23 protein-coding genes are annotated in these 23,424 nt (G+C 59.3%); 12 read left to right on the top strand and 11 right to left on the bottom strand.

Annotation, left to right across the window (positions count from 1 at the left end; all coding sequences use genetic code 11):
* Positions 1-57: 57 nt before the first annotated feature.
* Positions 58-1,281: an alanine--glyoxylate aminotransferase family protein gene (locus ED661_RS11225; protein ID WP_122073965.1), complete on the top strand. Its 1,224-nt coding sequence runs from the start codon at positions 58-60 to the stop codon at positions 1,279-1,281.
* An 80-nt stretch (positions 1,282-1,361) separates the two neighbouring features.
* Here ED661_RS11225 and ED661_RS11220 read toward each other — a convergent pair whose 3' ends face one another.
* Positions 1,362-1,589, bottom strand: coding sequence for a histidinol phosphate aminotransferase (locus ED661_RS11220; RefSeq protein WP_122073964.1), 228 nt, complete (start codon positions 1,587-1,589; stop codon positions 1,362-1,364).
* A 126-nt stretch (positions 1,590-1,715) separates the two neighbouring features.
* Entirely contained in the window at positions 1,716-2,834 is a 1,119-nt protein-coding gene (locus ED661_RS11215; RefSeq protein ID WP_122074118.1) for a pyridoxal phosphate-dependent aminotransferase, read from the bottom strand.
* 92 nt (positions 2,835-2,926) lie between these two features.
* On the opposite strand from ED661_RS11215, the gene ED661_RS11210 reads away from it, so the two are divergent.
* Positions 2,927-4,009 (top strand): SMP-30/gluconolactonase/LRE family protein, encoded by a 1,083-nt coding sequence (locus tag ED661_RS11210; protein ID WP_122073963.1) that lies wholly within the window; start codon positions 2,927-2,929, stop codon positions 4,007-4,009.
* Positions 4,010-4,133: 124 nt separating this feature from the next.
* Positions 4,134-4,919, top strand: coding sequence for a crotonase/enoyl-CoA hydratase family protein (locus tag ED661_RS11205; protein ID WP_122074117.1), 786 nt, complete (start codon positions 4,134-4,136; stop codon positions 4,917-4,919).
* 130 nt (positions 4,920-5,049) lie between these two features.
* On the opposite strand, the gene ED661_RS11200 is transcribed toward ED661_RS11205, so the two are convergent.
* Positions 5,050-6,006, bottom strand: a complete 957-nt coding sequence (locus ED661_RS11200) for an NAD(P)-dependent oxidoreductase (protein ID WP_122073962.1) — start codon at positions 6,004-6,006, stop codon at positions 5,050-5,052.
* Positions 6,007-6,140: 134 nt separating this feature from the next.
* Between ED661_RS11200 and ED661_RS11195 the strand changes: the two genes are divergently transcribed.
* The gene (locus ED661_RS11195) at positions 6,141-7,034 is read left to right on the top strand and encodes a LysR substrate-binding domain-containing protein (protein ID WP_122073961.1); all 894 of its coding nucleotides are present in this window, start codon (positions 6,141-6,143) and stop codon (positions 7,032-7,034) included.
* A gap of 6 nt (positions 7,035-7,040) precedes the next feature.
* Here ED661_RS11195 and ED661_RS11190 read toward each other — a convergent pair whose 3' ends face one another.
* The 4 genes from ED661_RS11190 to secG all read right to left on the bottom strand — a co-directional run bounded on the left by ED661_RS11190 (position 7,041) and on the right by secG (position 11,192).
* Positions 7,041-7,790, bottom strand: a complete 750-nt coding sequence (locus tag ED661_RS11190; RefSeq protein WP_122073960.1) for a nuclear transport factor 2 family protein — start codon at positions 7,788-7,790, stop codon at positions 7,041-7,043.
* A gap of 108 nt (positions 7,791-7,898) precedes the next feature.
* Positions 7,899-8,795 carry a fructose bisphosphate aldolase gene (locus tag ED661_RS11185; RefSeq protein ID WP_122073959.1) on the bottom strand — a complete coding sequence of 299 codons (897 nt, stop codon included), beginning with the start codon at positions 8,793-8,795 and terminating at the stop codon, positions 7,899-7,901.
* A 215-nt stretch (positions 8,796-9,010) separates the two neighbouring features.
* Entirely contained in the window at positions 9,011-10,654 is a 1,644-nt protein-coding gene (locus ED661_RS11180; protein WP_122073958.1) for a CTP synthase, read from the bottom strand.
* 163 nt (positions 10,655-10,817) lie between these two features.
* Complete coding sequence (secG, locus tag ED661_RS11175) at positions 10,818-11,192, bottom strand: preprotein translocase subunit SecG (protein WP_122073957.1); 375 nt, start codon at positions 11,190-11,192, stop codon at positions 10,818-10,820.
* A 184-nt stretch (positions 11,193-11,376) separates the two neighbouring features.
* Here secG and nthA point away from each other — a divergent pair, with 184 nt between their 5' ends.
* The 5 genes from nthA to ED661_RS11150 all read left to right on the top strand — a co-directional run bounded on the left by nthA (position 11,377) and on the right by ED661_RS11150 (position 14,727).
* A complete protein-coding gene (gene nthA / locus ED661_RS11170) occupies positions 11,377-12,009 on the top strand; it encodes a nitrile hydratase subunit alpha (RefSeq protein ID WP_122073956.1) in 633 nt (210 codons plus the stop codon).
* Positions 12,006-12,707 carry a nitrile hydratase subunit beta gene (gene nthB, locus ED661_RS11165; RefSeq protein WP_122073955.1) on the top strand — a complete coding sequence of 234 codons (702 nt, stop codon included), beginning with the start codon at positions 12,006-12,008 and terminating at the stop codon, positions 12,705-12,707. The genes nthA and nthB overlap by 4 nt, the downstream gene beginning before the upstream one ends.
* Positions 12,704-13,036, top strand: coding sequence for a nitrile hydratase accessory protein (locus ED661_RS11160; protein ID WP_122073954.1), 333 nt, complete (start codon positions 12,704-12,706; stop codon positions 13,034-13,036). Before nthB ends, ED661_RS11160 begins: the two co-directional genes overlap by 4 nt.
* A gap of 141 nt (positions 13,037-13,177) precedes the next feature.
* Positions 13,178-14,491 carry an adenylosuccinate synthase gene (locus ED661_RS11155; protein ID WP_122073953.1) on the top strand — a complete coding sequence of 438 codons (1,314 nt, stop codon included), beginning with the start codon at positions 13,178-13,180 and terminating at the stop codon, positions 14,489-14,491.
* Entirely contained in the window at positions 14,491-14,727 is a 237-nt protein-coding gene (locus ED661_RS11150) for a DUF2842 domain-containing protein (protein WP_122073952.1), read from the top strand. Before ED661_RS11155 ends, ED661_RS11150 begins: the two co-directional genes overlap by 1 nt.
* A gap of 102 nt (positions 14,728-14,829) precedes the next feature.
* Here the strand turns inward: ED661_RS11150 and ED661_RS11145 are convergent, their stop codons facing one another.
* Complete coding sequence (locus ED661_RS11145; RefSeq protein ID WP_122073951.1) at positions 14,830-17,187, bottom strand: chemotaxis protein CheA; 2,358 nt, start codon at positions 17,185-17,187, stop codon at positions 14,830-14,832.
* A gap of 139 nt (positions 17,188-17,326) precedes the next feature.
* Here ED661_RS11145 and ED661_RS11140 point away from each other — a divergent pair, with 139 nt between their 5' ends.
* Positions 17,327-17,983, top strand: coding sequence for a thiamine diphosphokinase (locus tag ED661_RS11140; RefSeq protein WP_122073950.1), 657 nt, complete (start codon positions 17,327-17,329; stop codon positions 17,981-17,983).
* Here the strand turns inward: ED661_RS11140 and ED661_RS11135 are convergent.
* The 3 genes from ED661_RS11135 to ED661_RS11125 form a co-directional block, all read right to left on the bottom strand.
* The gene (locus tag ED661_RS11135) at positions 17,964-18,914 is read right to left on the bottom strand and encodes a DMT family transporter (RefSeq protein WP_122073949.1); all 951 of its coding nucleotides are present in this window, start codon (positions 18,912-18,914) and stop codon (positions 17,964-17,966) included. The genes ED661_RS11140 and ED661_RS11135 overlap by 20 nt on opposite strands.
* Positions 18,915-18,985: 71 nt before the next feature.
* Positions 18,986-20,359, bottom strand: a complete 1,374-nt coding sequence (locus ED661_RS11130) for an L-serine ammonia-lyase (protein WP_122073948.1) — start codon at positions 20,357-20,359, stop codon at positions 18,986-18,988.
* On the bottom strand, positions 20,359-21,066 hold the full coding sequence (locus ED661_RS11125) for a glutathione S-transferase family protein (protein ID WP_122073947.1): 708 nt from the start codon (positions 21,064-21,066) through the stop codon (positions 20,359-20,361). Before ED661_RS11125 ends, ED661_RS11130 begins: the two co-directional genes overlap by 1 nt.
* Positions 21,067-21,256: 190 nt before the next feature.
* Between ED661_RS11125 and rpiA the strand changes: the two genes are divergently transcribed.
* Both rpiA and gor read left to right on the top strand, forming a co-directional pair.
* The gene (gene rpiA / locus ED661_RS11120; protein ID WP_122073946.1) at positions 21,257-22,045 is read left to right on the top strand and encodes a ribose-5-phosphate isomerase RpiA; all 789 of its coding nucleotides are present in this window, start codon (positions 21,257-21,259) and stop codon (positions 22,043-22,045) included.
* Between the two features lie 14 nt (positions 22,046-22,059).
* Complete coding sequence (gor, locus tag ED661_RS11115; RefSeq protein ID WP_122073945.1) at positions 22,060-23,415, top strand: glutathione-disulfide reductase; 1,356 nt, start codon at positions 22,060-22,062, stop codon at positions 23,413-23,415.
* Positions 23,416-23,424: the final 9 nt, after the last annotated feature.

The raw sequence follows: 23,424 nt of genomic DNA, 5'->3' as shown, positions 1-23,424 counted from the left end.
AGTTAACTGATTGCGGGCTGCCAGGGGCGGCCCCCGATCCCATCTGGGGCAGAAAAGATGAGCGCGACATCAAACCCATCGGGCGGGCGGCCCTATCTGGCAATTCCGGGACCATCGGTCATTCCGGACCCGGTTTTGCAGGCGATGCATCGACCCTCGCCCAATATCTATGCAGGTGAGCTTTTGACCCTCACCGACAGTCTGGTGCCGGATCTCAAGGCGCTGGCAGGAACCTCGCATTTTGTGGCGATCTATATCGCCAATGGTCATGGCGCCTGGGAAGCGGCACTGATGAATACACTGAAACCGGGCGACAGGGTACTGGTGCCCGCCTCGGGGCGCTTTGCCATTAGCTGGTCGGAAATGGCAAAGGCGTTGGGGATCGAGGTTGAGCTGATTGATTTTGGCACGGCCTCAGCCTGGGATCTTACCCTGGTGGCGGAGCGGTTGGCAGCCGATGAGGCACATGAGATCAAGGCGGTTCTGGGCGTTCATGTGGATACCTCCAGCTCCATTCGCAATGATTTCCCGGCACTGCGGGCGGTGATGGATGCGGCAGGGCACCCGGCGCTGTTGATGGCCGATTGTATTGCCTCGCTGGGCTGTGACCGGTTTGAGATGGATGCCTGGGGGGTCGATGTCATGGTTGCTGCCTGCCAGAAGGGGCTGATGACCCCAGCTGGGGTGAGTTTTGTCTTTTTCAACGACAGGGCGGCTGCGGCGCGCGCCAGGCTGCCGCGGATCAGCCTGTATTGGGACTGGAGCCCGCGTGCCAACCCACAGGAGTTCTACCAGTATTTTGGCGGCACTGCGCCGACGCACCATCTATACGGGCTGCGCGCCGCATTGGATCTGATCCACGGTGAAGGGCTGCAGCAGGTCTGGGATCGGCATGCGCGCCTGGCAAGGGCAGTCTGGGCCGCCTGCGAGGCCTGGGGGCAGATCGAGACACCAGAGCAGGGGCTGCGGATGAACGTGTCCGATCCGGGCCTGCGCTCCCATGCGGTGACTGCACTGCACCTGCCGACGCCGCGCGCCAGCGATCTGCGCCAATGGCTGGAGCAGAACCTCGGTTTGACGCTGGGGATCGGGCTGGGGCTGGCGCCACCTGACAGCCCCGAGTGGCATGGTCATTTCCGCCTTGGCCATATGGGTCATGTGAATGGTCAGATGATCATGGGGCTGTTGGGCGGGATCGAAACCGGACTACAAGCGTTGGAGATCCCGCATGGCAGCGGGGCGCTGAGTGCGGCTGCGCAGGCACTGGCTGGCGAGCAGTAACGGCGACTGTAAGCACTCTTTCTGGGTGGCGTGCCAAGGTTCGTCACCCAATGATGCGGGTAGCGCTGCCTCGGCGGTGCTCAGGTTTCGGGATGTTGTAAGTGATCTTCAAGGCGATCGATGAGATGATTGAGAAACAGTGCAAATATCAGCACTGGCACCATGCCAAACAACATCCAGCCGGCAAAGAAGACCCACATCAAGTTTAGCCCAATAAAGGACAGCGCTGCTGCAAAGAGATCAATCGGCTCCTGCGGTTGTGCGGAGCTGGTCTGTTGAGTGTTTCTGTTGTCCTTATCATAGTCCATGGCCTGGCCTCCTGGCTGTCTCCCCTTAGAAGCTAGCGCGCAAGGGATGAAAGTCCGGTAAAACCAACAAAAATTCTGCGCGAAGCTGCGTTCTGGAGACTGTAAGGGCTGCGGGTAGGCTGTGCCTCAGGAATTGAGAGCCGCCCGCGCATCCGCAAGGGCCTGCGGCAGGGCAGCGGCAAAAAGCGCGAGATCTTCTTCGGGACCACAGCTGACCCGGATGCAGCGGTTTTGCGGCTCGGCAAAGGGCATGCGGACAAAGATATTCTGTGCCAGAAGCGATTCCAGAACCGATTTGGCAAAATCCCCGTCCCGGCCACAGTCGATGGCTACAAAATTAGTGGCCGAGGGCAGGGCGTTGAGGCCGTTTTCTGCGGCAATCTCAGCGATATGGCGGCGCGCGGTGGCAATTTCGCCCTGCACATGGGTCAGCCATTTCTGGTCCGTTAAGGCGGCCAATGCCCCGGCCTGTGCGGCCCGGTTCATGCCAAAATGGTTGCGCACCTTGTTGAAGGCCTGGATCAAATCGGCCTGAGCCAGTGCATAGCCCACCCGAGCCCCAGCCATACCATAGGCTTTGGAGAAGGTGCGCATGCGGATCACGCGGGGGTCATTGATATCTACTTGAGCGGCGGTGCCTTCCGGTGCGCATTCCACATAGGCCTCGTCCAGCAAAAGCAAAGCGCCGTCGGGCAGGTGCTCAAGTGCCTCGACGATTGTTTGTCCGCGATGCCAGCTGCCCATCGGGTTGTCAGGGTTGGCAAGGTAAACCAGCTTGGCATCTACCTCTGCTGCCTTGGCAAAAAGCGCCTGAATGTCCTCAAGGTCGTCGCGGTAAGGGACCATATGCAGCGCGCCGCCAAACCCCGCCACATGGTAGTTGAAGGTTGGATAGGCGCCCTGCGAGGTAACAACCGTATCACCGGGGCCAATCAACAACCGCACCAGATAGCCCAGCAAGCCGTCGATGCCTTCGCCAACCATGATGTTCTGCGCTGGAATGCCGTGATGCGCAGCCAACGCCTGGATCAGATCATGGCTCTGGGCATCGCCATATTTCCAGATCTCTTCAGAAGCTTGCTGCATGGCTTCGATCGCCAAAGGCGAGGGGCCAAAGATGTTTTCGTTGGCGCCAAGCCGGGCGGCAAATTCTTTGCCACGGCTGCGCTCCTGGGTTTCCGGGCCGACAAAGGGCACAGTAGAGGGCAGGGACAGGGCAAGCGGGGTGTAGCGAGGCGTTTTCATGCAGGGCAGATAGCGCAAATTGCCATGTTGCGGCAAGGCTTGCCTGTCGCTTCAACCCAGAGCAGAATGGCGCAAATCAAGGGAGAACTGGGATGAAGAAGACTTTACTGGCGGCGCTTGCCCTGGGCCTGAGCTATCTGGCCTTTTGGCCGATCCCCCTGAGCCCTGAGGTCTATGAACCGCTCAAGGCTCCGGCCTTTAGTGGCGAGTTTGAAAGCAACGATGCTATGGCCGCGCTGGAGCTGGTTGCGTTGCCAGATGCGGCAGTTGGCCCCGAGGATCTGGCGGTCATGCCGGATGGCCGCGTCTATACCACCGACCTTGCGGGCAGGCTCTATCGCATTGACGGCGCGGTTCCCGAATTCATCGAGGATCTGGGGGGGCGTCCCTTGGGGCTCAAGGCTGGGCCGGACGGGGCGCTCTATATTGCTGACAGCTATCGTGGCATTCTGCGCTGGAGCGGGCCGGGCAGCCTGGAAACCCTGGTGACAGAGGTCGAGGGGGCGCCGCTGATCTATGCGAATCAGCTCGATATTGCGCGGGACGGGACGATCTATTTCTCCAACTCGACGGACCGCTTTGACCCGGAATTTCTTGGCGGAACGAAACCGACCTCCGTCATGTCGGTCTGGGAGCAATCCAACAGCGGCTTTGTTGCCCGCCGCCATCCCGATGGGCGGGTCGAGAAAATCGCCTCAGGGTTTGTCTATACCAACGGTGTCGCCCTATCGCAGGCCGAGGATTTCCTGCTGATCGCGGAAACAGGTCGGGCGCGGATCCACAAGCTGTGGTTGACGGGGGAAAAGGCGGGCGAACAGGAGCTATTCTTGGGCAACCTTCCGGGCTACCCGGATAATCTGGAGACCCAGGGGGATGGCACCTTCTGGCTGGCCTTTGCCAGCCCGCGTCTGCCTGCAGAGAAGGTGATGCCATATCCTTTTCTGCGCAAAGTGATCTGGCGTCTGGGACCAATGGTGCGGCCTGCTCCGGTGCATCGGGGAATGGTTGTGCAGTTTGATGAAAAGGGAAATTTCCTGCGCAACCTGCAGGATCCTATGGGGCGATTTGGCGTTACCACCAGTGCGCTGACGGTTGGTGAGCAGTTCTATGTCATGTCCCTGGATGGGCGCGGCTTTGGGCGCGGATCGGTCAGTGATCTGCCGGACAAGCAGTGACGCCACCGGGCTTCCCCAAATTCCTGACGTCGGGGGGATTGGCATTTTGCCCCGGCGTTATGCTGGATCATAGGGGGCAACCGGGGCAGTCTATCAGCAAATGAAACAGGCTGGAGGTGCCACCATGGCGCGGGTTTCCGTTGAGATCAAAGATCACATTGCGCATGTCACACTGACACGGGGCGATAAAATGAACGCCCTGGATGATGCCATGGTCAAGGGCATCTTAGCCGCCGGCGCCGAGGTCGCGGCCTCGGATGCGCGGGTAGTGGTTTTGTCGGGCGAAGGCAAAAGCTTTTGCGCCGGGTTGGATTTGATGAGCTTTATGGCAATGGGCAAGGTTGATGCCGAGGCCTGGCTGATGGAGCGCAGCCATCACGACGCCAATGAGATGCAGGAAGTGTCGATGATCTGGCGCCGGTTGGAGATCCCGGTGATCGCAGTGCTACAGGGCGCAACCTATGGCGGGGGATTGCAGCTGGCGATGGGCGCCGACATCCGCATTGCAGCGCCCGATACCAAATTGGCGGTGATGGAGATGAAATGGGGTATCATCCCCGATATGGGCGGCATGGTTCTGTTGCCCAAATTGGTGCGCTCGGATGTGCTGCGTCAGCTGACCTATACTGCTGCACCTATCACGGCGGCACAGGCTGAGGCCTGGGGCATGGTGACATCAGTCTGCGATGATCCGCTGGCCGAAGCGCAGGCCATGGCGGCTGAAATCGCAGGCAAGGGGCCAACGGCGATTCGTGCGGCCAAACGGATGATCGAATATGCCGAATCCGGTGCTTCGCAATCCGAGGTGCTGCTGCGTGAAAGCGCGGAACAGGTGAAGCTGATCGGCAAGCCGGAACAGATGGAAGTGATCGCGGCGCAGATGCAAAAACGTGCCCCGGTCTTTAAATAGGCTGCGACTATCCTATATCAGTTCTAACAGTCTTCCCTCCCAGACTGTTTTAACCTCTCTCCGAATCCAAACGGGTTGAGGAGAAAATGACGGCGCCAGATCCCTGACGCCGTCAATTTTTTTGTCAGGTTTAGCCCTGTTGTTTGCCCTGAGGGATCACCTCATAGCCGGGCTCTTCGGGCTCATCATCGGTCATTTCCGGTGGGAAACCCGGGGCAAGGATCGACAGGCCGGTGGCGTCTTCGAGGCGGCGAATGATATTTGGCGACAGCTCGCGCTCACCGTATTTGGCAATGCCATCCTCAAAGATCTTCACGATCATCGGGCTGATTTCCAGCGGCACATCATTGCGCTCGGCGATCTCCTGAAACAGGCCCACGTCCTTTTTCACCAGGTCCATGGTGAAGGAGATATCGCGGCTGCCGTTCAGGATCACCTGGCTTTCGGTGACATGGCTGAAGGAATTTCCCGAGCTGATCTTGATCGCCTCATAGGCGGTATTGAGATCCATGCCCGCGGCCTTGGCGGTGACCAGAGCCTCGGCATTGGCGACCAGATGCACGGTGGCCAGATAGTTGGTCAGCACCTTGAGCACTGAAGCGGAGCCGAGCTCACCAGTGTGCAGGACGCGGCGCCCCATGGTGGTGAGGAAGGGCAGGATACGTTCAAATGTGGCGCGATCACAGCCAGCAAAAATGGCGATATTGCCAGTGTCGGCCCGGTGACAGCCGCCCGAAACCGGGCAATCCACCGCAGCACCACCGGCGGCAATGACCATGCCGCCCAGACGCTTGGCCTCTGCCTCATCGGTGGTGGACATTTCCATCCAAATCTTGCCCTCGGTAACTTCGGGCAGCATCTCCTGCATCACCGCGTCCGATGCCGCTGGCGAGGGCAGGCAGGTGATCACCGCATCACAGTCGCGCATCAGCTGCGCGGGGCTGGTGCCCGCCTTGGCGCCCTTGGCGACAAATGTTGCCACCAGGTCAGCGTTCAGATCATGCACCGTCAGGTCAATGCCATTGCGCAGCAAGGATCCGGACAGTTTGTGGCCAACATTGCCCAGGCCAATAAATCCAACTTTCATCTGTGTTCTCCCACATCGGTATCGCGCCTGCCCCCGCGGGCGGCCCTATTGCTCTGACGGCAAAGAAAACCCGCGACGAGGGGGAAGTAAAATGATAATTATCGCCAGAAATACCCAAAAATTTTTGGTGATAAATGGATGAACGCCTCTCCAATCTGACCTGGCTGCGCACTTTTGAGGCGGCAGCGCGGCTGCTGAATTTTACCGAGACCGGGCAGGAACTGGGGCTGACCCAGACGGCCGTCAGCCTGCATATCCGCTCGTTGGAGGCGCGACTGGGCAGCAAGTTGTTCTATCGCCAAGCCCGGCGGCTGGAGCTGACCGAGATCGGCCAGGCCTATGCGCTGACGGTTCGTCAGGCGCTAGGAGATATCTCGCTCTCTACAACGCGATTATTTGGCGCAGATTCGGCGCAGACCCTGACGGTACGGGTGCCGGTTTCTACCTCGGCGCTGTGGCTGGCGCATCTTTTGCCCGAGTTTGCGGCCCAGAATCCCGAGATCAATATCCGCCTGGTGTCCAACATCTGGGCCGAGCCAGAGCCGCGCGATGATGTGGATGCGGATGTGGAAATACGCCTCGGCCATGGCAACTGGGAGGACGGCACCGCCCTGCGCCTGTCGCAGGAAACCATCGTGCCGGTCTGTGCTTCCTGCACGCCGCAGCCCGGTTCAGTCTCGGAACTGCTTGCAGGTCCGTTGATTCATATTTTGGGTTATGAGGACCACTGGGCGCGCTATTTTGCCGCTCATGATCTGCCCTATACCAATGAACATGCACGGTTTTCCGTGGATACAACGGTCTCTGCGCTGCAATTGGTTGCGGGCGGCGGGGGCTATGCCACGGTGCTGGCGCGCTTTGCCAAGCTGTCGATTGCGCGGGGCATGGGGATTGCCATTGCAGGCCCTGAGATGCCCTTTCAACAATCCCACTACCTGATCCGCCGCAAAGAGCGTGGACCGCTGAGGCCCGAGGTGCAGCTGTTTGAAACCTGGCTGGCAGAGATTTTTGCAGGGTCCGAGGGTTAGGTCAGATCAGAACTTGCCATTGTCATTCTTCCATTCGGACCGGGGCGGTACGGTTTCGGTGGTGTTCCACTGCTCAACGATCTTTCCCTCGCTGAGGCGGAACAGATCGTAAAAACTGGAGTGGAGATCCCCGCGCCAGCCCTCAGAGACGCAGAGTACAAAATTGCCCTCGGCCAGAACTCGGTGAATCTGGCTGTAACGTAGGGAAAGCCCAGGGTCCTGGAGTGCCTTGTTCAGCGCAATTGCCCCATCACCAAGCTTTGGGTGATGTTGCTGCAGCTCGGAGTGAACGTAGCCTGACAGCCTGTCGAACTGCTGGTCGACACAGACTTTCTGCACAAACTCGCGCGCAACCGCGCGGTTTGCCTCGGTTTTATCAAGGTCGGTGATTTCACTGCTGCCATCCAGCATGCCACGGCCAGAGGGGTTTGGCGGCTGGTCGGGTTGAATATTGTCCCAATGCTCCACGGCCTGACCATCCTCAAAGCGAAACACCTCAAAAGCGGTCCGCAGGCTGGCAAAGTCATATTGAATATGGGCAAAGGCAAAGTCACCATCTTCAAAAACCCGGTAGAAGGTTACCTTGGGATCGGTCTTGGACAGCCGTGCAAAGAGGCTGGCGATGCCCTCGCTGCCTTCATGGGTCTGTGGGTTATGCTGGATGTATCTTGCCTCATTGACCACTGCAGCGGCCATGGCGTCACCTGTTTCGATTCCCTTCAGAAAGGTTTGAAGCAGTTCTTTTTTGGATGGCATCCGGTTTCCCCCGCTGGCTGGCCCTGCGCAGCATAGGCCGAAGTCGAGAGCAAAAAAAGACCGCCCCAAAGGGACGGTCCGAAATCTGTACCGATGTTAGGGCTGTGCTTAGAGCGAAGCCTGGTAGATTTTCTCGATGTTGGAGCCCAGAGCGCCGTTGTACTCGTCATCAGACATGGCAACATTCAACCCTTCGGTCAGCGCGCGGCTGAAAGAAGCGATCATCTTGCTGTTCTTGGTGAGTTTCTCGCAGGCGTCAGCAGTGCTGTAGCCGCCAGACAGGGCGACAACACGCACCACAGCGGGGTGATCAGCCAGGGAATCATAAAGCCCTGCCTCATTTGGAATGGTCAGTTTCAGCGAAACCTTGGTGCCCTCTTCCAGCGCGTCCAGCTGGTCTTTCAGCTCGGCTTTGAGGAAAATCTCAGCCTCTGCCTTGGTGGGGGAGTTGATGTCCACCTCAGGCTCGATGATTGGCACCAGACCGGCAGCGGCGATCTGTTTGCCAACTTCGAACTGCTGCGCCACTACGTTTTTGATGCCCTGCGGATTGGCTTCTTTTACGACCGAGCGCATCTTGGTACCAAAGATGCCCTTTTCAGCGGCACGTGACAGCAGCGCGTCAAGTTCCGGCATGGGCTTCATCATCTGCACGCCGTCGACTTCATCCGCGAGGCCTTTGTCGACCTTCAGGAAGGGCACAACGCCACATGTTTCCCAGAGGTAGGTTGGGACAGGGGTGCCATTGATGGCATTATCCATGGTTTTTTCAAACAGGATGGCGCCCAGGATCTTGCCCGAGCTGAAGTCAGGGGAGCAGATGATGCGGGCGCGCATCTTCTGGATTTCGCCGAACATCTCTTCGTCGTTGGAATAGGCATCTTCGGTAACGCCATAAAGACCCAGCGCTTTGGGGGTCGAGCCGCCGGATTGGTCCAGTGCTGCAATAAAGCCGCCACCGTTTGCGATACGGTCAAACTGTTCCTGGTTGATCTCTTGCGCCATGATCCGGTCTCTCCGCGAAATGTCGTTGCTATATCTGGCCCCGTCTATAGCGGGCCTGCCGCAAGAAACAAGTTGTCGCGGCAAAAGCTTGCGCTAACGGAGCCGGGTTTTCGGCGGCAAGGGCAAAAGCCGCAGGAATCTGCTCATTATGCAAAAAGAAAACGGGCCCCCAAAGGAGCTCGTCGTATTCAATACCTGTCCTAGGCGTAGATTGTTCAAACCAGCCGCGAGGCATCCTTAGCTGCGCGCACAAAACCATCAAACAGCGGATGTGGGGCAAAGGGCTTGGATTTCAATTCCGGGTGGAACTGAACACCGATGAACCAGGGGTGATCTGACCACTCAACGATTTCCGGCAGGCGGCCATCGGGGGACATGCCAGAGAATTTCAGGCCACAGGCCTCCAGCTTCTCTTTGTATTTGGTGTCAACCTCATAGCGGTGACGGTGACGCTCTTCGATATGGCTGCTGCCATAGACGTTGGCGACATTGGAGCCCTCGGTCAGGGTGGCGTCATAGGCGCCCAGGCGCATGGTGCCGCCCTTGTCGTCATCTGCCTTGCGCTGAACCTTGTGATTGCCCTGCACCCATTCTTTCAGGTGGTAGACAACGGGCTCAAACCGCTTTTTGCCAGCCTCGTGGTCGAACTCTTCGGAACCGGCCTCAGAAATGCCAGCGACATTACGGGCGGCCTCGATCACCGCCATCTGCATGCCGAGGCAGATGCCTAGATAGGGAACCTTGTGTTCGCGGGCATATTGCGCCGCCTTGATCTTACCTTCGGTGCCACGTTCGCCAAAGCCGCCGGGCACCAAAATCGCATGGAAACCCTGCAGATGTGGCGTGGCATCTTCACGGTCGAACAATTCGGCATCGACCCATTCGATCTTGACCTTGACCCGATTGGACATGCCGCCATGGGTCAGTGCCTCTGCGATGGATTTATAGGCGTCTTCCAGCTGGGTGTATTTGCCAACAATCGCCACCCGCACTTCGCCTTCGGGATTGTAGATGCGGTCTGCAACATCTTCCCAGCGCGTGAGGTTTGGCTTTGGAGCAGGGGAGATGCCAAAGGCATCCAGAACCGCCTGATCCATACCTTCGCGGTGATAGGCCAGAGGGGCCTCGTAGATGGATTTCAGATCCTGCGCCGCAATCACGCTGTCGGGGCGCACATTGCAGAACAGCGCCAGCTTTTCGCGTTCTTTTTTGGGGATCGGGCCTTCTGAACGGCAGACCAGAATGTCGGGGGCCAGACCGATGGAGCGCAGCTCCTTGACCGAGTGCTGTGTTGGTTTGGTCTTCAGCTCGCCGGAGGCCTTGATATAGGGCAGCAGCGTCAGGTGCATAAACAGGCACTGGCCGCGCGGCTTGTCCTGGCTGAACTGACGGATGGCTTCAAAGAAGGGCAGGCCTTCGATGTCACCCACGGTGCCGCCGATCTCGCAGAGCATGAAATCAACTTCGTCTTCGCCAATCGAGATGAAGTCTTTGATCTCGTTTGTCACATGCGGGATCACCTGAATGGTCTTGCCTAAGTAGTCACCACGACGCTCTTTTTCCAACACATTGGTGTAGACCCGGCCCGACGAGATCGAGTCAGTCTTGCGGGCGGGAACCCCGGTAAAGCGCTCGTAATGGCCCAGATCCAGATCGGTCTCTGCACCGTCATCGGTGACAAAGACTTCGCCATGTTCAAAGGGGCTCATGGTGCCGGGGTCGACGTTCAGATAGGGGTCCAGCTTGCGCAGGCGGACGGAATAGCCACGCGCCTGCAAAAGAGCCCCAAGAGCGGCAGACGCCAGGCCCTTGCCAAGCGATGAAACCACACCACCAGTGATAAAGATGAAACGCGCCATGAGTGTTCGGCTGCCCCCGTGAGAAGTCAGAAAATAGCTGCCCGGCGGCTGTAAAAAACCGCTGCACCACGGGGCTACACATATAGAGGATTCGCGCAGGATGCGCAAGAGAACCGCAAGATGCTGTTACGGTTCTCTACCTGAATTCTAAGTCTTGTAGTTGTTAGTCGACGCTGGGAACCAGCGGCGCATTGTCGCCTTCGGCTGGTGGCAACAGATCGCTGCCCAATGGCGCGATTGGAGCCGCTGGGGCGTCACCGCTGTCCGAAGTGCTTGGCACGATGCCATCAGCAACTGAAGAGCCCGCGGATTTCTGTGCGGCCAATACTGTCAGGGTGATCGAGGTGCAGATGAAGCAGATCGCCAGCACCCATGTCACTTTACCAAGCGCGGTCGCTGCGGAACGGCCAGACATGGCACCGCCACCACCGCCGCCACTACCCATGCCGAGACCTCCGCCTTCGGAGCGCTGCAACAGCACGACGGCAATCAGGCCAAGAGCCAAGAGAAGATGGATGATGAGAACAACGTTTTCCATAGGTTCCTGCGGCTGTTGGCTAAACTATCGGGCGGTAAATAGGCAAGAATGCCGACCGGGGCAAGGGCTCAGTTTCGATTGTTGGTACAGACTTGGCGCTGAAGAGCTCAAGCCCGGTAAAACGCGGGGTAATCACAGGAAAAGTGACTGGACGCAGCCGCGTGGCCTGGGGCAGGCTGCGCCTATGCCTCATGATCATTCTGACCACCCGCACGCCGTTTTGCCTTCTGACCCTGCCTTGCGGGTCAAAGCGCTAGAAACGATTCTCACCCGCAAGGGTCTGATAGACCCAGCCGCGCTGGATGAGATCATTGATACCTATCAAAACAAGATCGGCCCGCAGAATGGCGCCCGGGTTGTGGCCCGCGCCTGGAGCGACCCGGCGTTTAAGGCAGCGCTGCTGGCAGATGCCGACCCGGTGCTGGCCGAGCTGGGGTTCTATGGCCGCCAGGGCGAACATATGGTGGTGGTCGAGAACACCCCCGAACAACACAATATGGTCGTCTGCACCCTGTGCAGTTGCTATCCATGGCCGCTGCTGGGGATCCCGCCGGGCTGGTATAAATCCGACGCTTATCGTGCCCGCGCCGTACGTGAACCGCGCAAAGTGCTGGCTGACTTTGGCATGACACTGCCCGCCGAGACTGCGGTGCGGGTCTGGGATTCCACCGCTGAGGTCCGTTATCTGGTGCTGCCCATGCGCCCCGAAGGCAGCGAGGGACTAGATGAGGATGCGCTGGCGGCGCTGGTCTCGCGTGATTCGATGATTGGCACCGCGCTGGCCTCAACACCCGATGATGGGGGGTATCCATCATGAGCCGGTTACACGACATGGGCGGGCGTTTCGGCGATGGCGCCGTTGTGCCCGATGCCCCTGATGCACCGGTCTTTGCGACCGATTGGCATGCCCGCGCTCTGGCCGTTACCCTGGCCTGTGGCGCTCTGGGGAAATGGAATATTGATGTGTCGCGACACGCCCGCGAGCGTCTGTCGCCGAAGGATTACACCCGGTATACCTATTATGAGAAATGGATCTCTGCGCTGGCGGACCTGCTGGTTGAGACCGGGGTGCTGACCCGCAAAGATCTGCAGGGGCAAGGCGAAATGGGTCTGGGCGAGAAGGAGCTACACGCGCTGGCCTCGAAGGCGCTCAAGGCTGAGGCCGTCGCGGCGGTTCTGGCCAAGGGCGGCCCGGCCAATCGTGACAGTACAATTGCCGCCGGATTCGCCCCCGGTGACAGGGTGAAAACCCGCCACCCCGGCGGCAGCGCACTGGTGAATGGCGGCCATACCCGTCTGCCAGATTATGCAGCGGGGGCCAGCGGCGAGATCCTGTTGCAGCACGGCGCGCACGTCCTGCCGGACAGCAATGCCCATGGCTTGGGTGAGGCGCCAGAGCCGCTCTATGCAGTTGCCTTTAAGGCGTCTGAGCTCTGGGCTCATCCGGAACACCCCAATGACGAAGTGGTGCTGGACCTCTGGCAAAGCTATCTGGAACCGGAGGCGCAAGAATGAGCGACTGCATGGAGCTCAGCGCCCCGGAGCCGGCCTTTCTGGAGCCCTGGCATGCCCAGGTCTTTGCTCTCACAGTTTCCCTGAATGAGGCAGGTCGCTTTAGCTGGGCGGACTGGGTGGCGCGATTCTCGCAAACGCTACGCCGCAATGGGCTCAGCCGCGAGTTGGACGGTGGGGCCGATTATTTTGATGCCTGGTTGGAAACCCTGGAGGCGATTCTCGCCGAAGCGGGCAATGCCTCCGCGCAGGAGGTTGAGCTGGTACGCCGCGACTGGGAAGAGGCCTATCTGAGCACGCCGCACGGGGAACCTGTGCATCTGGCGCGCTGATCAAACCACCGATGCGACAGGGCCTTGCCCGAATGTAGTGCCTCTGCGGCGATTTAACGGTTTCCTCGCGGGCGCGGCATCGCTATACGGGGCTCTGGTTTCCACCAGCATACATTCTAACCAGCATACAAAGGACCTGAGATGGCCAATGTCGTGGTAGTCGGCGCCCAGTGGGGCGATGAAGGAAAAGGCAAGATCGTTGACTGGCTCAGCGAACGCGCCGATGTGATTGCGCGTTTTCAGGGCGGTCACAATGCCGGCCATACGCTGGTCATTGACAGCAAAGTCTACAAACTGCACGCGCTGCCTTCGGGTGTGGTGCGCGGCGGCAAGCTGAGCGTGATCGGCAATGGTGTGGTTCTGGACCCCTGGCACCTGCTGAAAGAAATCGAAACCGTGCAGGCGCAGGGCGTTGATATCAGCCCTGAGACCCTGATGATCGCGGAAAACACACCGCTGATCCTGCCGATCCACGGCGAATTGGATCGCGCCCGCGAAGAGGCGGCCTCCAAGGGCACCAAGATCGGCACCACCGGTCGCGGTATTGGCCCCGCCTATGAAGACAAGGTTGGCCGCCGCGCCATCCGGGTTGCTGATCTGGCGGATGAAGCCACGCTGGAAGCCCGCGTTGACCGTGCGCTGCAGCACCATGATCCGCTGCGCAAAGGTCTGGGCTTTGAGCCCGTTGACCGGGACGCGCTGATTGCTCAGCTGCGCGAAGTTGCACCGGCGATTCTGAAATATGCGGCGCCAGTTTGGAAAGTACTCAACGAGAAGCGCAAAGCTGGCAAACGCATCCTGTTTGAAGGCGCCCAAGGCGCGCTGCTGGATATCGATTTTGGCACCTATCCCTTTGTGACCTCGTCGAACGTGATCGCCGGACAGGCCGCCACGGGCGTGGGCATTGGCCCGGGCTCCATCGACTATGTGCTGGGGATCGTCAAAGCCTATACCACCCGCGTCGGCGAAGGCCCGTTCCCAACCGAACTGTTGGATGCCGACGGCAAGCCCGACGCTGATGGCGATCGTCTGGGCACGCGTGGCCATGAATTTGGCACCACCACTGGCCGTCAGCGCCGCTGTGGCTGGTTTGATGCCTGCCTGGTACGCCAGACCTGCGCCACCTCCGGCATCACCGGGATCTCCCTGACCAAACTGGATGTGCTGGATGGGTTTGAAACCCTGAAGATCTGCACCGGCTATGATCTGGACGGCACCCGTCTGGACTATCTGCCCACCGCCGCCGATCAGCAGGCACGTTGCACCCCGATCTATGAGGAAATGCCCGGCTGGAGCGAGAGCACCGAAGGCGCGCGCAGCTGGAATGATCTGCCTGCCAATGCCATCAAATACGTGAAACGTGTGGAAGAGCTGATCGAATGCCCCGTGGCACTGCTCTCCACCAGCCCGGAGCGGGACGACACCATTTTGGTGACCGACCCCTTTGCTGACTGATGTCGGATAAACCTGGCCTCAGCTACAAGGCGCGTCGTCGCTGGGCGTTGATCATCCTGTTGGTTGGCATGCCGCTCTACATCATCGCCGCGATCAATGTGGTGAGCCTGTTTGAGCGACCTCCGATCCTGTTGGAGCTGTTGATCTACGCAGTGCTGGGTGTGCTGTGGGTTTTGCCCTTCAAATTCGTCTTTCGCGGCGTCGGCAAAGAAGACCCGGATGCCGAAGAGCAATAGCACTGGTGATTGAACAAAAATAAAGGCCCGACCGGAGTTTCCTCTGGTCGGGCCTTTTCTATTTGAGACCAGCCCTGATTGACCTGGCCTGTTTGGCGGGGCTTAGCCCGCGGCGCGTTTGGGGGGGCGAAAGCCGATGTCATCGGTGGCCGAGAAATGGCCATTGTCAGAGCGTTCAATCTTGCCCTCCCGCAGCAGCAGGCCAATGGAACGCAGCCCGTTTTCGCGGTTGAAGTCGCCATGTCCGACGCTGCGCACCTTGTTCATCAGCTGAGGCCGCGAGAAATGATCGCGCCCTTCGACAAAGCTGAGGTAAGAGGCGGCAGCCTCCAGCAGCTCGTGCAGTTCTGCAGCACCTTGATCCTGGACATATTCAGCAAAGCTGCCAAAGGCTTCGGTCTGAGCGGCAGGCGCCTCTTCAACAGGTGTTGAAATACGGCGCGGACGCACGGGCTTGGCCGGTGCTGTTGTTTCCGGGTCGATGCGCTGTTCTGCGACCAGTTTCAGCGGCGCGGGGCGGCTGCCTGCGGCGCGTGGACGCGATGCCTTGGCGGCGCCTGCGGCTCCTGGGCGACGCGGACGTACGACGCTGGCCAGATCTTCACGATAGGGCTCTGCCTCATCCGTCTGGACGCTATTGCCCCCGGCTGAGCGATCCGCCTCAGCGGCAGCAACGGCTGCGCGCAGTTGGCTGTAGGTCTCCCGCGAGGTGGCATTGTCCGGGTCCCCGAGTTTGCTTTCCGCAGCTTCCATCAGGCGTGTGACATCGCTATCCGGAGAGGAGGTTGCCTGTGTGTTGGGCGTGTTGGGGGCAGCAGGAGAAGTCGAAACCTGCTCAGCGGTCTTGAGGACCTCTGTCTCCTCTGGGGCTTCAGGCTGCGTGTCTGCTTCCTCAAGCTCATCTTCATTGCTGGCAAGCAGCTCGGCTTCGACCTCCGCGAGTTCACGCAGCAGGTCCGCCTCCTCCTCTGCATCCAGCGAGCTTTCAACTGTAGGCGCAGCCATATCTGTTTCTTCGGAGACCTCTTCCAGAGCGCCAGTTGCCATGGCCTGTTCCAGATCGGCGCGCTTCACCTTGACGATGCGGGCACGCAGCGGTTTTGAAGTTTGCGGTTGGGCGCTCTCAGCCCTGTCTGGCGTAGCTTTTTGTTCCTGATCTGCGGCGGCCTCTGCTGCCAGAGTTTCACCGGCCTCAGCAGGAACATCACGCGCGGCATCTCCGATGGCGTCGGGCGCCTCCGTTTCCGGCGCGCTTTGGCGGTTCAGACGGATACGCCGTCTGGGGCGGGCAGGGGCCTCTGCGCTGGCCTCTTCGGCATCATTTGTTTCAGCGGAGTCTACCGCTTCACCCTGATCCGTTTCTGGTTCTTGCAGAACCGAGGCAATCAGTACCTCGCTGGAAGAGGCGTCAGATTCTGGCAGGTCCGATGCACTGGCTTCTTCGTCTGAAGACAGGTCTTGAGGGGCCGGGGCTGTAGCAGAGAGATCTCCGGTCAGGTCGAGCCGATTCAGAACGCGGGTGATTTCATCGCTTTCAGTTTCCGCTCCAATGTCTGCGGGCTCATCCTCTTCAACCTGTGCCAATTCGGCACGTGCGGTTTCGACAAAGGCTTCGGCGTGTTCGTCCTCAGAGAATTCCTCGTCCGGGGTTTGGGAAACCACGGCGCGAATGCGCTGCAGTTTGGCCGCAATGCTGTCGGCGGCTGGGACTGTGTCGTTGCCGCGCGGAGGGCTGAGAGGATCTGCGGTCACCTCCTCGTCAAAGAACTCCACATCCTCAGCAGCGCTGTCTTCCTGTGCAGTCTCCACGGGGGCAGGAGCCTCGGATACAGCTGCAGAGATTGCGGCAATGGTCGCCAGATCAACGGTGGCGGCTGGGGCGGGTGCCTCAACCTTCTCTTGGTCTTCTTCCGGGCCTGCCTCATGGGCGGCAGTGGCAACTTCCACCTGCGCGTCAGATGCGATTTCGGCACCGCTGCTGTCAGGCTCAGGCTGATTGTCGTCGTCGAGAAACAGGTCAACTTCGCTGGGGTGGATCTCTGTGCTGTCTTCCGCAAGAGGCGTTAGCTGCGGTTTTTCGTCTGTCCAGATCTCAGCGGAGTTTTCGGCAGCGGGCGTGACAACGGCTTCATTGGGGGCAGTTTCGACAGCTGGCGCGACCGCTGGGGAGGGTTCGATCGCGGGCTGTGAGGGGGCTTCTGCAGGCGCGGCGGTGCGCAGGTGAATGCCATCGCTGCTGGTGCGGGCCTCAACCTGACGTGCAACCTCGCGCTGGGCAATGCGCGCCAGCATTTCGGCATCGGGTTGGGGTGGCTCGGCCCCAAAGTAGCGATCATCCGATGCCAGATCGCGGAAGTACTCGGCAATGGCCTTCATCGTGCCAAAGGAATCTTCAAACCCTTCCAGGGTGCAGGAGAAGGTTCCATAAGAAACCGTCAGAACTTTGTTGTTGTGTACCATCGGTTTGCTCGTCCTCGCCAAAGTAATTGCAATTTACAATATGGGCTAGCTCGTCAAATTCTGCTCGAATCCGTGCAATTGATCGTATCATTTTGTGTTTAGATTGTGGCTGGTTTCTAGATCTGCGAATAATCTCGGCATGAACAAGCTGATTGTAGACAAAACGGAGCCAGTCACACTGGTTGGCGGTGGTGACCTGGGAGAAGGTGACCTGGATTGGGCGCTGTCCTTAACCAAATGTTTAGTGGCTGCTGATGGGGGGGCGGACCCTGCACTGGCGCAAAACCGGCTGCCAAGCGCTGTTATTGGCGATTTTGATTCGATTTCTCCACAGATTCTGGCGCAGATCCCGCCAGATCGACTGTTTCAAGTGACCGAGCAGGACAGCACGGATTTTGAAAAAGCCCTGCGCGCGATCCGGGCACCGCTGGTTGTGGCGGTTGGATTTCTCGGCGGTCGGGTCGATCACCAATTGGCGGTGCTCAACACTTTGGTACAGGATATCGGTTCTCCCTGTGTCCTGTTGGGGGAGCAGGAGGTGGTTTTTCACCTGCCTGCCCGGATTTCATTGCCTCTGTCGGCGGGTGAAACTTTCTCACTGTTTCCTCTGCGCCGAGTGAGCGCGCAGTCTACAGGGCTCGAGTGGCCGCTGGATGGGTTGGTGATGCAGCCGGGCGGGCAGATTGGCACCTCAAACCGGGCACTGGGCCCGGTGACCATCACGGTTGATGGGCCGGGGCTGTTGGGCTTGGTGCCGCGCCACCATTTGCCAGCGCTTATGCAGGCGCTTTTGTGACTTCAGCTTTGGCACCGGCCAGTGTGGCTTCTTTGGCGGCCCGATGTTCCCGCAGGATCGCATAGAGCCCCGACGCGACAGTCAGGCCAATGCCGAGGCTGGCCAGGGTATTTGGCAGCTCGTTAAAGATCAGCCAGCCAACCAGGGTGGCAATGGGGATTTCCAGATACTGCATCGAGGCCAGGGTAGAGGCAGGCGCATAGCGCAGGCTCCAGGTCATCAACAGATGCGCCAAGGTGCCCAGTCCGCCAGCCATGGCCAGCAGCCACCAGCTATCCTGCGCCGGCAGGGCCGGGCTCAGAGCGTCGATCTCCCAACCATGCCCCAGCCAGAACAGAGGCAGCATCAGCACCGAGGCAATGAGGCCCGAGATCGCCTGCAAAGGAATGGGCTGGGTGTCTTTGGCGATCTTGCGGGTGACCAGCATAAACAGGGAAAAGATCACTGCCACAGCCAGCGGCCAAAGCGCATTGAGCCCGACCACGGCAAAGCTGGGCTGGATTACCAAAAGCGTGCCGATAAAGCCCACAACACAGGCGGCAAGACGGCGAAAGCCGACCTCTTCTCCCAGTACATATTTGCCCAGAAGCAACATGATGAAAGGCATGACAAAGGCAATGGCCACTGCATCTGCCAGGGGCAGGTAGCGCAGCGCGTTGAACATGGCGCTGATCCCGGCCATCTGCAACAGGGTGCGCAGCAGCACAGGGGGCAGCAGGTGCCGCGGGATGCGCAGGCTTTGCTTCAGAATGAGCGACACTGGCAGCAGGATCAGGGCTTGGGAGGCAAAACGAACAAAGACAATCTGCCCAACAGGGACCTGTTCCGCCAACAGCTTGGCAATGGCATCGCCCAGCGGGATCAGAATGCAAAAACCCAGCATCAGAGAGATGCCAAGCAGGGGCCGGTCATGAGAGGTGCTTTGTGTCATGGCGCCACGCTAGGCGCGGCGCCAGAAAGGTGCAAGCAGCGGTTGCCTTTATGCCCCCGCGTTATCCTGGCTCAGCAGTTTGGAACGTTGACCGCCAATCCCCCCAGCGAGGTCTCTTTGTATTTGTCATGCATATCGGCGCCGGTCTGGCGCATGGTTTCAATGCAGGCATCCAGCGGCACAAAATGCTGCCCGTCACCGCGCAGCGCCAGCGAAGCCGCCGAGACCGCCTTGATTGCCGCCAAGCCGTTGCGTTCGATGCAGGGCACCTGCACCAGGCCTTTGACCGGATCGCAGGTCATGCCCAGGTGATGCTCCAGCGCGATCTCGGCGGCGTTTTCCACCTGTTCGGGGGTGCCGCCCATGACCGCGCACAGACCAGCCGCCGACATGGCTGCGGCGGAACCGACCTCGGCCTGGCAGCCAGCCTCGGCGCCGGAAATGGACGCGTTATATTTCACCAGACCGGCAATAGCGGCAGCGGTGAGCAGGAAATCTTCCACATGGCTTTCCGAGGCGCCGGGCACATGGTCCAGATAGTAGCGGATCACCGCAGGCATAGTCCCGGCAGCACCATTGGTGGGGGCGGTCACCACCTGACCTCCGGCGGCGTTTTCCTCGTTCACCGCCATGGCATAGACGCTCATCCAATCATTGATGGTATGGGGTGCGGTCAGGTTCATGCCACGCTCGGCCTGCAGGGCATCATGGATGCCCTTGGCGCGGCGGCGCACGTTGAGGCCGCCGGGCAGGATACCATCGCGCTCCAACCCGCGATTGATGCAATCGTTCATCACCTGCCAAAGGCGGGCGGTTCCCTTGGCGAGGCTTTCGGAACAGCCACGAGCGATCTCGTTGGAGCGTTTCATCTCTGCGATGCTTTTGCCGCTCTTCTTGGCCATCACCAACATTTCGGCGGCGGATTTGAAGGGGAAGGGGACAGGATCGCCCTCATCTGTGGCTTTGCCCTGGGCCAGTTCTTCCTCGGTGACAACAAAGCCGCCGCCGATAGAGTAATACACCTGCCGCAGGATCACATCGCCCTGCGCATCGGTGGCCATCAGGATCATGCCGTTGGCGTGGCCTTCTAGCGCATGATCATAGTCAAAGACCATATCCGCTTTGGGATCAAAGTGCAGAGCAGGCAGGCCCTCGGGCTGCATGGTATGGGTCTTGGCGAGCTCAGCCAGAAAGGCCTCGGCCTTTGCGTCATCATAGTCATGTGCAACAAAGCCGCCCAGACCCAGAATGGTGGCGCGGTCGGTGGCATGGCCAACCCCGGTAAAGGCCAGCGAGCCATGCAAGGAGGCCCGCAGCCCGTGGAACTCGAACGGGGAGGCGCGCATCATGTCGAGGAAACGCGCGGCGGCGACCATGGGACCCATGGTGTGGGAGGAGGAGGGGCCAATGCCCACTTTGAACATGTCAAAAACGGAGAGGAACATCAGGTGGCTGATCCTTCTGGGGGATTTGCGAAACTGGGCAGGGTGAAAGGTGTTGGGCCGAGACCTTCGGCCGCTTGCGCGGCCAGAGTGGCGGGGCGGGATTCGAGACGCTGCAACAGGGCGGCCAGTTGTGGGTACTGGCCAAGGTCGAACCAGCTGCGGTCACTTTTTGCCGGATAGAGTGCCATCCAGCGCATCATGCAGGCCAGATAGAAGTCGATAACCGATGGCTGTGAAGCCCCAAACCACGTGGGCTTTGTGGCGGCCAGATCGTTCAGATGGCCAAGATGCAGCTGCAGGCGCTGTTTGATCACCTTGCTGAGGGCGGCCTGATCTGCGGCATCGGAGCCGATGTATTTTTGGGGATAGAAACAGATCCTGAGATCCGCATGCAGGGTGTTTGAGGCAAAGAACAGCCATTTCAGGAAAGCCGCACGCACAGGGCTTTCCGGAGCGGGGGCCAGTGTCTCGTGCCGGTCGGCCAGCCACAACAGGATGGCAGCGGTTTCAAAAATCGCACCATCCGATGTCTCCAATACGGGAATCAACCCATTGGGATTGATCGCACGATACGCCGCACTGTTTTGGGCCCCGGCACTTCGGTCAACCAGGGCGGTTTCATAGGGCAGCCCAAGCTCCTCCAGTGCCAGGCGGATCACCAGCGAGGCATTGTCGGGGGCATAATGGAGGCGATAGCTTTGTGTCATGGAACCGTTCTAAATGGCGTATCCTCCCAAATAGCGCTCGATTCCGGCGTTTCCAATAGGAAACACGCCTTTCAGTGACATGTTTAGCCGCCAGTCTTGGTCTGCATTGGGTGCAGCCGCAGAATTGCTGCTCGCCCTTGGGCCGAGCATTGCTTATAAGGCTGTCAAACAGCATTGCGGAGCCTGAACCATGACCGGAGAACTGTCCCCCATCGACAAGGCCAAGTTTGTCGCTGCCAAACGGGCGGCGGGACTGGTCGAAGATGGTATGCGGGTTGGTCTGGGTACGGGATCCACGGCGGCTTGGCTGGTGCGTTGCTTAGGCGAAATGGTGCGCGAGGAGGGGCTGAAGTTTACGGCTGTTCCCACCTCGACCCGCACCGCAGAGCTGGCCCGCGAAGTGGGCATCCCGGTGACCTCGCTGGATGCGGCCAAATGGCTGGACCTGACCATCGATGGTGCGGATGAATTCGACAATGATCTTAACCTGATCAAGGGCGGCGGCGGGGCGCTGTTACAGGAAAAGATCGTGGCGACCGCTTCTGATCAAATGGTAGTGATCGCAGATGCAGGCAAAGAGGTGGAAAACCTAGGCGCCTTCCCCTTGCCGGTAGAGATCATTCCCTTTGGCTGGCAGACCAGCCAGGCCTTGATCGAAGAAACCCTTGTTTCCATGGATGTTTTGGGGCGCTCGGCCACCCTGCGGATGAATGGTGATCGGGCCTTTGTGACCGACGAGGGCAACCATATTCTGGACCTGCATCTGAACCGGATTGGCAATGCGCGGCAGCTGGCACTGGTGATAAACCAGATCCCCGGCGTGGTTGAAAACGGCTTGTTCATTGATATCTGTGACACCGTCATCATCGGCTATGGCGATGGCAATGTAGAAGTGCGAGATATCAACGAAGGCACAGTGGAGCGGGAAAAGCTGGATTTTGTCGAAAGTGACAATCTGTTTTCCGATCTCTCTGACTAAAAGGCAGGACGAATATGAGCTTTGATTACGATCTTTTTGTTATTGGCGGTGGCTCCGGCGGCGTGCGTGCGGCGCGTGTAGCGGCGCAGGAAGGTGCCAAGGTGGCACTGGCCGAAGAGGATCGCTATGGCGGCACCTGCGTTATTCGCGGCTGTGTGCCCAAAAAGCTGATGGTCTTTGCCTCCGAGTATTCTGCCATAGTGGGCGACGCCCAGGCCTATGGCTGGGATATCAAGGGTGGTGACTTCGACTGGCACAGCTTCAAGGGAAAATTGCATGCTGAGTTGGATCGCCTGGAAGGCATCTATCGCGGCATCCTAAAAAACAACTCGGTCACCAATTACGACAGCCGTGCGACGCTGGTGGACGCCCATACTGTGGCGTTGGCGGATGGCACGCAGAAGACCGCCAAGCACATCCTGATTGCCACGGGTGGCTGGCCTACTGTGCCGGAGTTCCCCGGCTCGGAACTGGCGATCACTTCGAATGAGATGTTCCACCTGGACAAGCTGCCCGAGAGCATCCTGATCGTCGGCGGCGGCTATATCGCCTCTGAATTTGCCGGCATTATGAATGGCTTGGGCGTGAAGACCACCCAGTTCTATCGCGGCACCCAGATCCTGCGCGGCTTTGATGAAGAAGCCCGCAATGTGGTGGCCGAAGGCATGCTGGCCAATGGCGTTGATCTGCAGCTGGAGACCAATGTGGTTTCGATGGTGAAAGATGGCGACAAGATCCGCGTTACTGATACCAAGGGCCGCGAGACCCTGTTTAATCAGGTGATGTATGCCACGGGCCGTCACCCCAATGCCGATAACCTGGGGCTGGAAGCGCTGGAGATCGCGCGCGGCAAGAAAGGCGAAATCCTGGTCGATGACTACAGCCAGACCGGCGTGCCTTCGGTCTATGCCATTGGCGATGTCACGGATCGCGCTAATCTCACTCCGGTTGCGATCCGCGAGGGCATGGCCTTTGTCGAAACCGTGTTCAAAGGCAATCCGACCAGCCCGGATCACGAGCTGATCCCAACGGCGATCTTTACCCAGCCGGAAATGGGCACCGTGGGCCTGTCTGAAGAAGAAGCCGCCGCGCAGGAAGCGATCGAGGTCTACGCGGCCTCGTTCAAGCCGATGCAGCAAAGTTTTGCAGGACGCGCTCAGAAAGTGCTGATGAAACTGATCGTCAGCAAGGCAAACCGAAAGGTTCTGGGCTGCCATATCGTGGCGCCAGGGGCCGGTGAGATGATCCAATTGGCCGGGATTGCGATAAAAATGGGGGCAACCAAGGAAGATTTTGATCGGACGGTTGCGGTTCACCCCACCATGTCGGAAGAATTGGTCACAATGAAGCAACCAAGTCGAACGACTTGAATTCACAAG

Source organism: Pseudophaeobacter sp. EL27 (genome assembly GCF_900313025.1).
In the GTDB taxonomy this organism is placed as follows: domain Bacteria; phylum Pseudomonadota; class Alphaproteobacteria; order Rhodobacterales; family Rhodobacteraceae; genus Pseudophaeobacter.
Note: the sequence above shows the minus strand (reverse complement) of the source record. Positions and strands in the feature narration are given on the sequence as shown.

Excerpts from the sequence above, each read along its gene's own strand:
- ED661_RS11225 (WP_122073965.1), top strand. The coding sequence starts at position 58 with ATGAGCGCGACATCAAACCCATCGGGCGGGCGGCCCTATCTGGCAATT.
- ED661_RS11220 (WP_122073964.1), bottom strand. The coding sequence starts at position 1,589 with ATGGACTATGATAAGGACAACAGAAACACTCAACAGACCAGCTCCGCA.
- ED661_RS11215 (WP_122074118.1), bottom strand. The coding sequence starts at position 2,834 with ATGAAAACGCCTCGCTACACCCCGCTTGCCCTGTCCCTGCCCTCTACT.
- ED661_RS11210 (WP_122073963.1), top strand. The coding sequence starts at position 2,927 with ATGAAGAAGACTTTACTGGCGGCGCTTGCCCTGGGCCTGAGCTATCTG.
- ED661_RS11205 (WP_122074117.1), top strand. The coding sequence starts at position 4,134 with ATGGCGCGGGTTTCCGTTGAGATCAAAGATCACATTGCGCATGTCACA.
- ED661_RS11200 (WP_122073962.1), bottom strand. The coding sequence starts at position 6,006 with ATGAAAGTTGGATTTATTGGCCTGGGCAATGTTGGCCACAAACTGTCC.
- ED661_RS11195 (WP_122073961.1), top strand. The coding sequence starts at position 6,141 with ATGGATGAACGCCTCTCCAATCTGACCTGGCTGCGCACTTTTGAGGCG.
- ED661_RS11190 (WP_122073960.1), bottom strand. The coding sequence starts at position 7,790 with ATGCCATCCAAAAAAGAACTGCTTCAAACCTTTCTGAAGGGAATCGAA.
- ED661_RS11185 (WP_122073959.1), bottom strand. The coding sequence starts at position 8,795 with ATGGCGCAAGAGATCAACCAGGAACAGTTTGACCGTATCGCAAACGGT.
- ED661_RS11180 (WP_122073958.1), bottom strand. The coding sequence starts at position 10,654 with ATGGCGCGTTTCATCTTTATCACTGGTGGTGTGGTTTCATCGCTTGGC.
- secG (WP_122073957.1), bottom strand. The coding sequence starts at position 11,192 with ATGGAAAACGTTGTTCTCATCATCCATCTTCTCTTGGCTCTTGGCCTG.
- nthA (WP_122073956.1), top strand. The coding sequence starts at position 11,377 with ATGCCTCATGATCATTCTGACCACCCGCACGCCGTTTTGCCTTCTGAC.
- nthB (WP_122073955.1), top strand. The coding sequence starts at position 12,006 with ATGAGCCGGTTACACGACATGGGCGGGCGTTTCGGCGATGGCGCCGTT.
- ED661_RS11160 (WP_122073954.1), top strand. The coding sequence starts at position 12,704 with ATGAGCGACTGCATGGAGCTCAGCGCCCCGGAGCCGGCCTTTCTGGAG.
- ED661_RS11155 (WP_122073953.1), top strand. The coding sequence starts at position 13,178 with ATGGCCAATGTCGTGGTAGTCGGCGCCCAGTGGGGCGATGAAGGAAAA.
- ED661_RS11150 (WP_122073952.1), top strand. The coding sequence starts at position 14,491 with ATGTCGGATAAACCTGGCCTCAGCTACAAGGCGCGTCGTCGCTGGGCG.
- ED661_RS11145 (WP_122073951.1), bottom strand. The coding sequence starts at position 17,187 with ATGGTACACAACAACAAAGTTCTGACGGTTTCTTATGGAACCTTCTCC.
- ED661_RS11140 (WP_122073950.1), top strand. The coding sequence starts at position 17,327 with ATGAACAAGCTGATTGTAGACAAAACGGAGCCAGTCACACTGGTTGGC.
- ED661_RS11135 (WP_122073949.1), bottom strand. The coding sequence starts at position 18,914 with ATGACACAAAGCACCTCTCATGACCGGCCCCTGCTTGGCATCTCTCTG.
- ED661_RS11130 (WP_122073948.1), bottom strand. The coding sequence starts at position 20,359 with ATGTTCCTCTCCGTTTTTGACATGTTCAAAGTGGGCATTGGCCCCTCC.
- ED661_RS11125 (WP_122073947.1), bottom strand. The coding sequence starts at position 21,066 with ATGACACAAAGCTATCGCCTCCATTATGCCCCCGACAATGCCTCGCTG.
- rpiA (WP_122073946.1), top strand. The coding sequence starts at position 21,257 with ATGACCGGAGAACTGTCCCCCATCGACAAGGCCAAGTTTGTCGCTGCC.
- gor (WP_122073945.1), top strand. The coding sequence starts at position 22,060 with ATGAGCTTTGATTACGATCTTTTTGTTATTGGCGGTGGCTCCGGCGGC.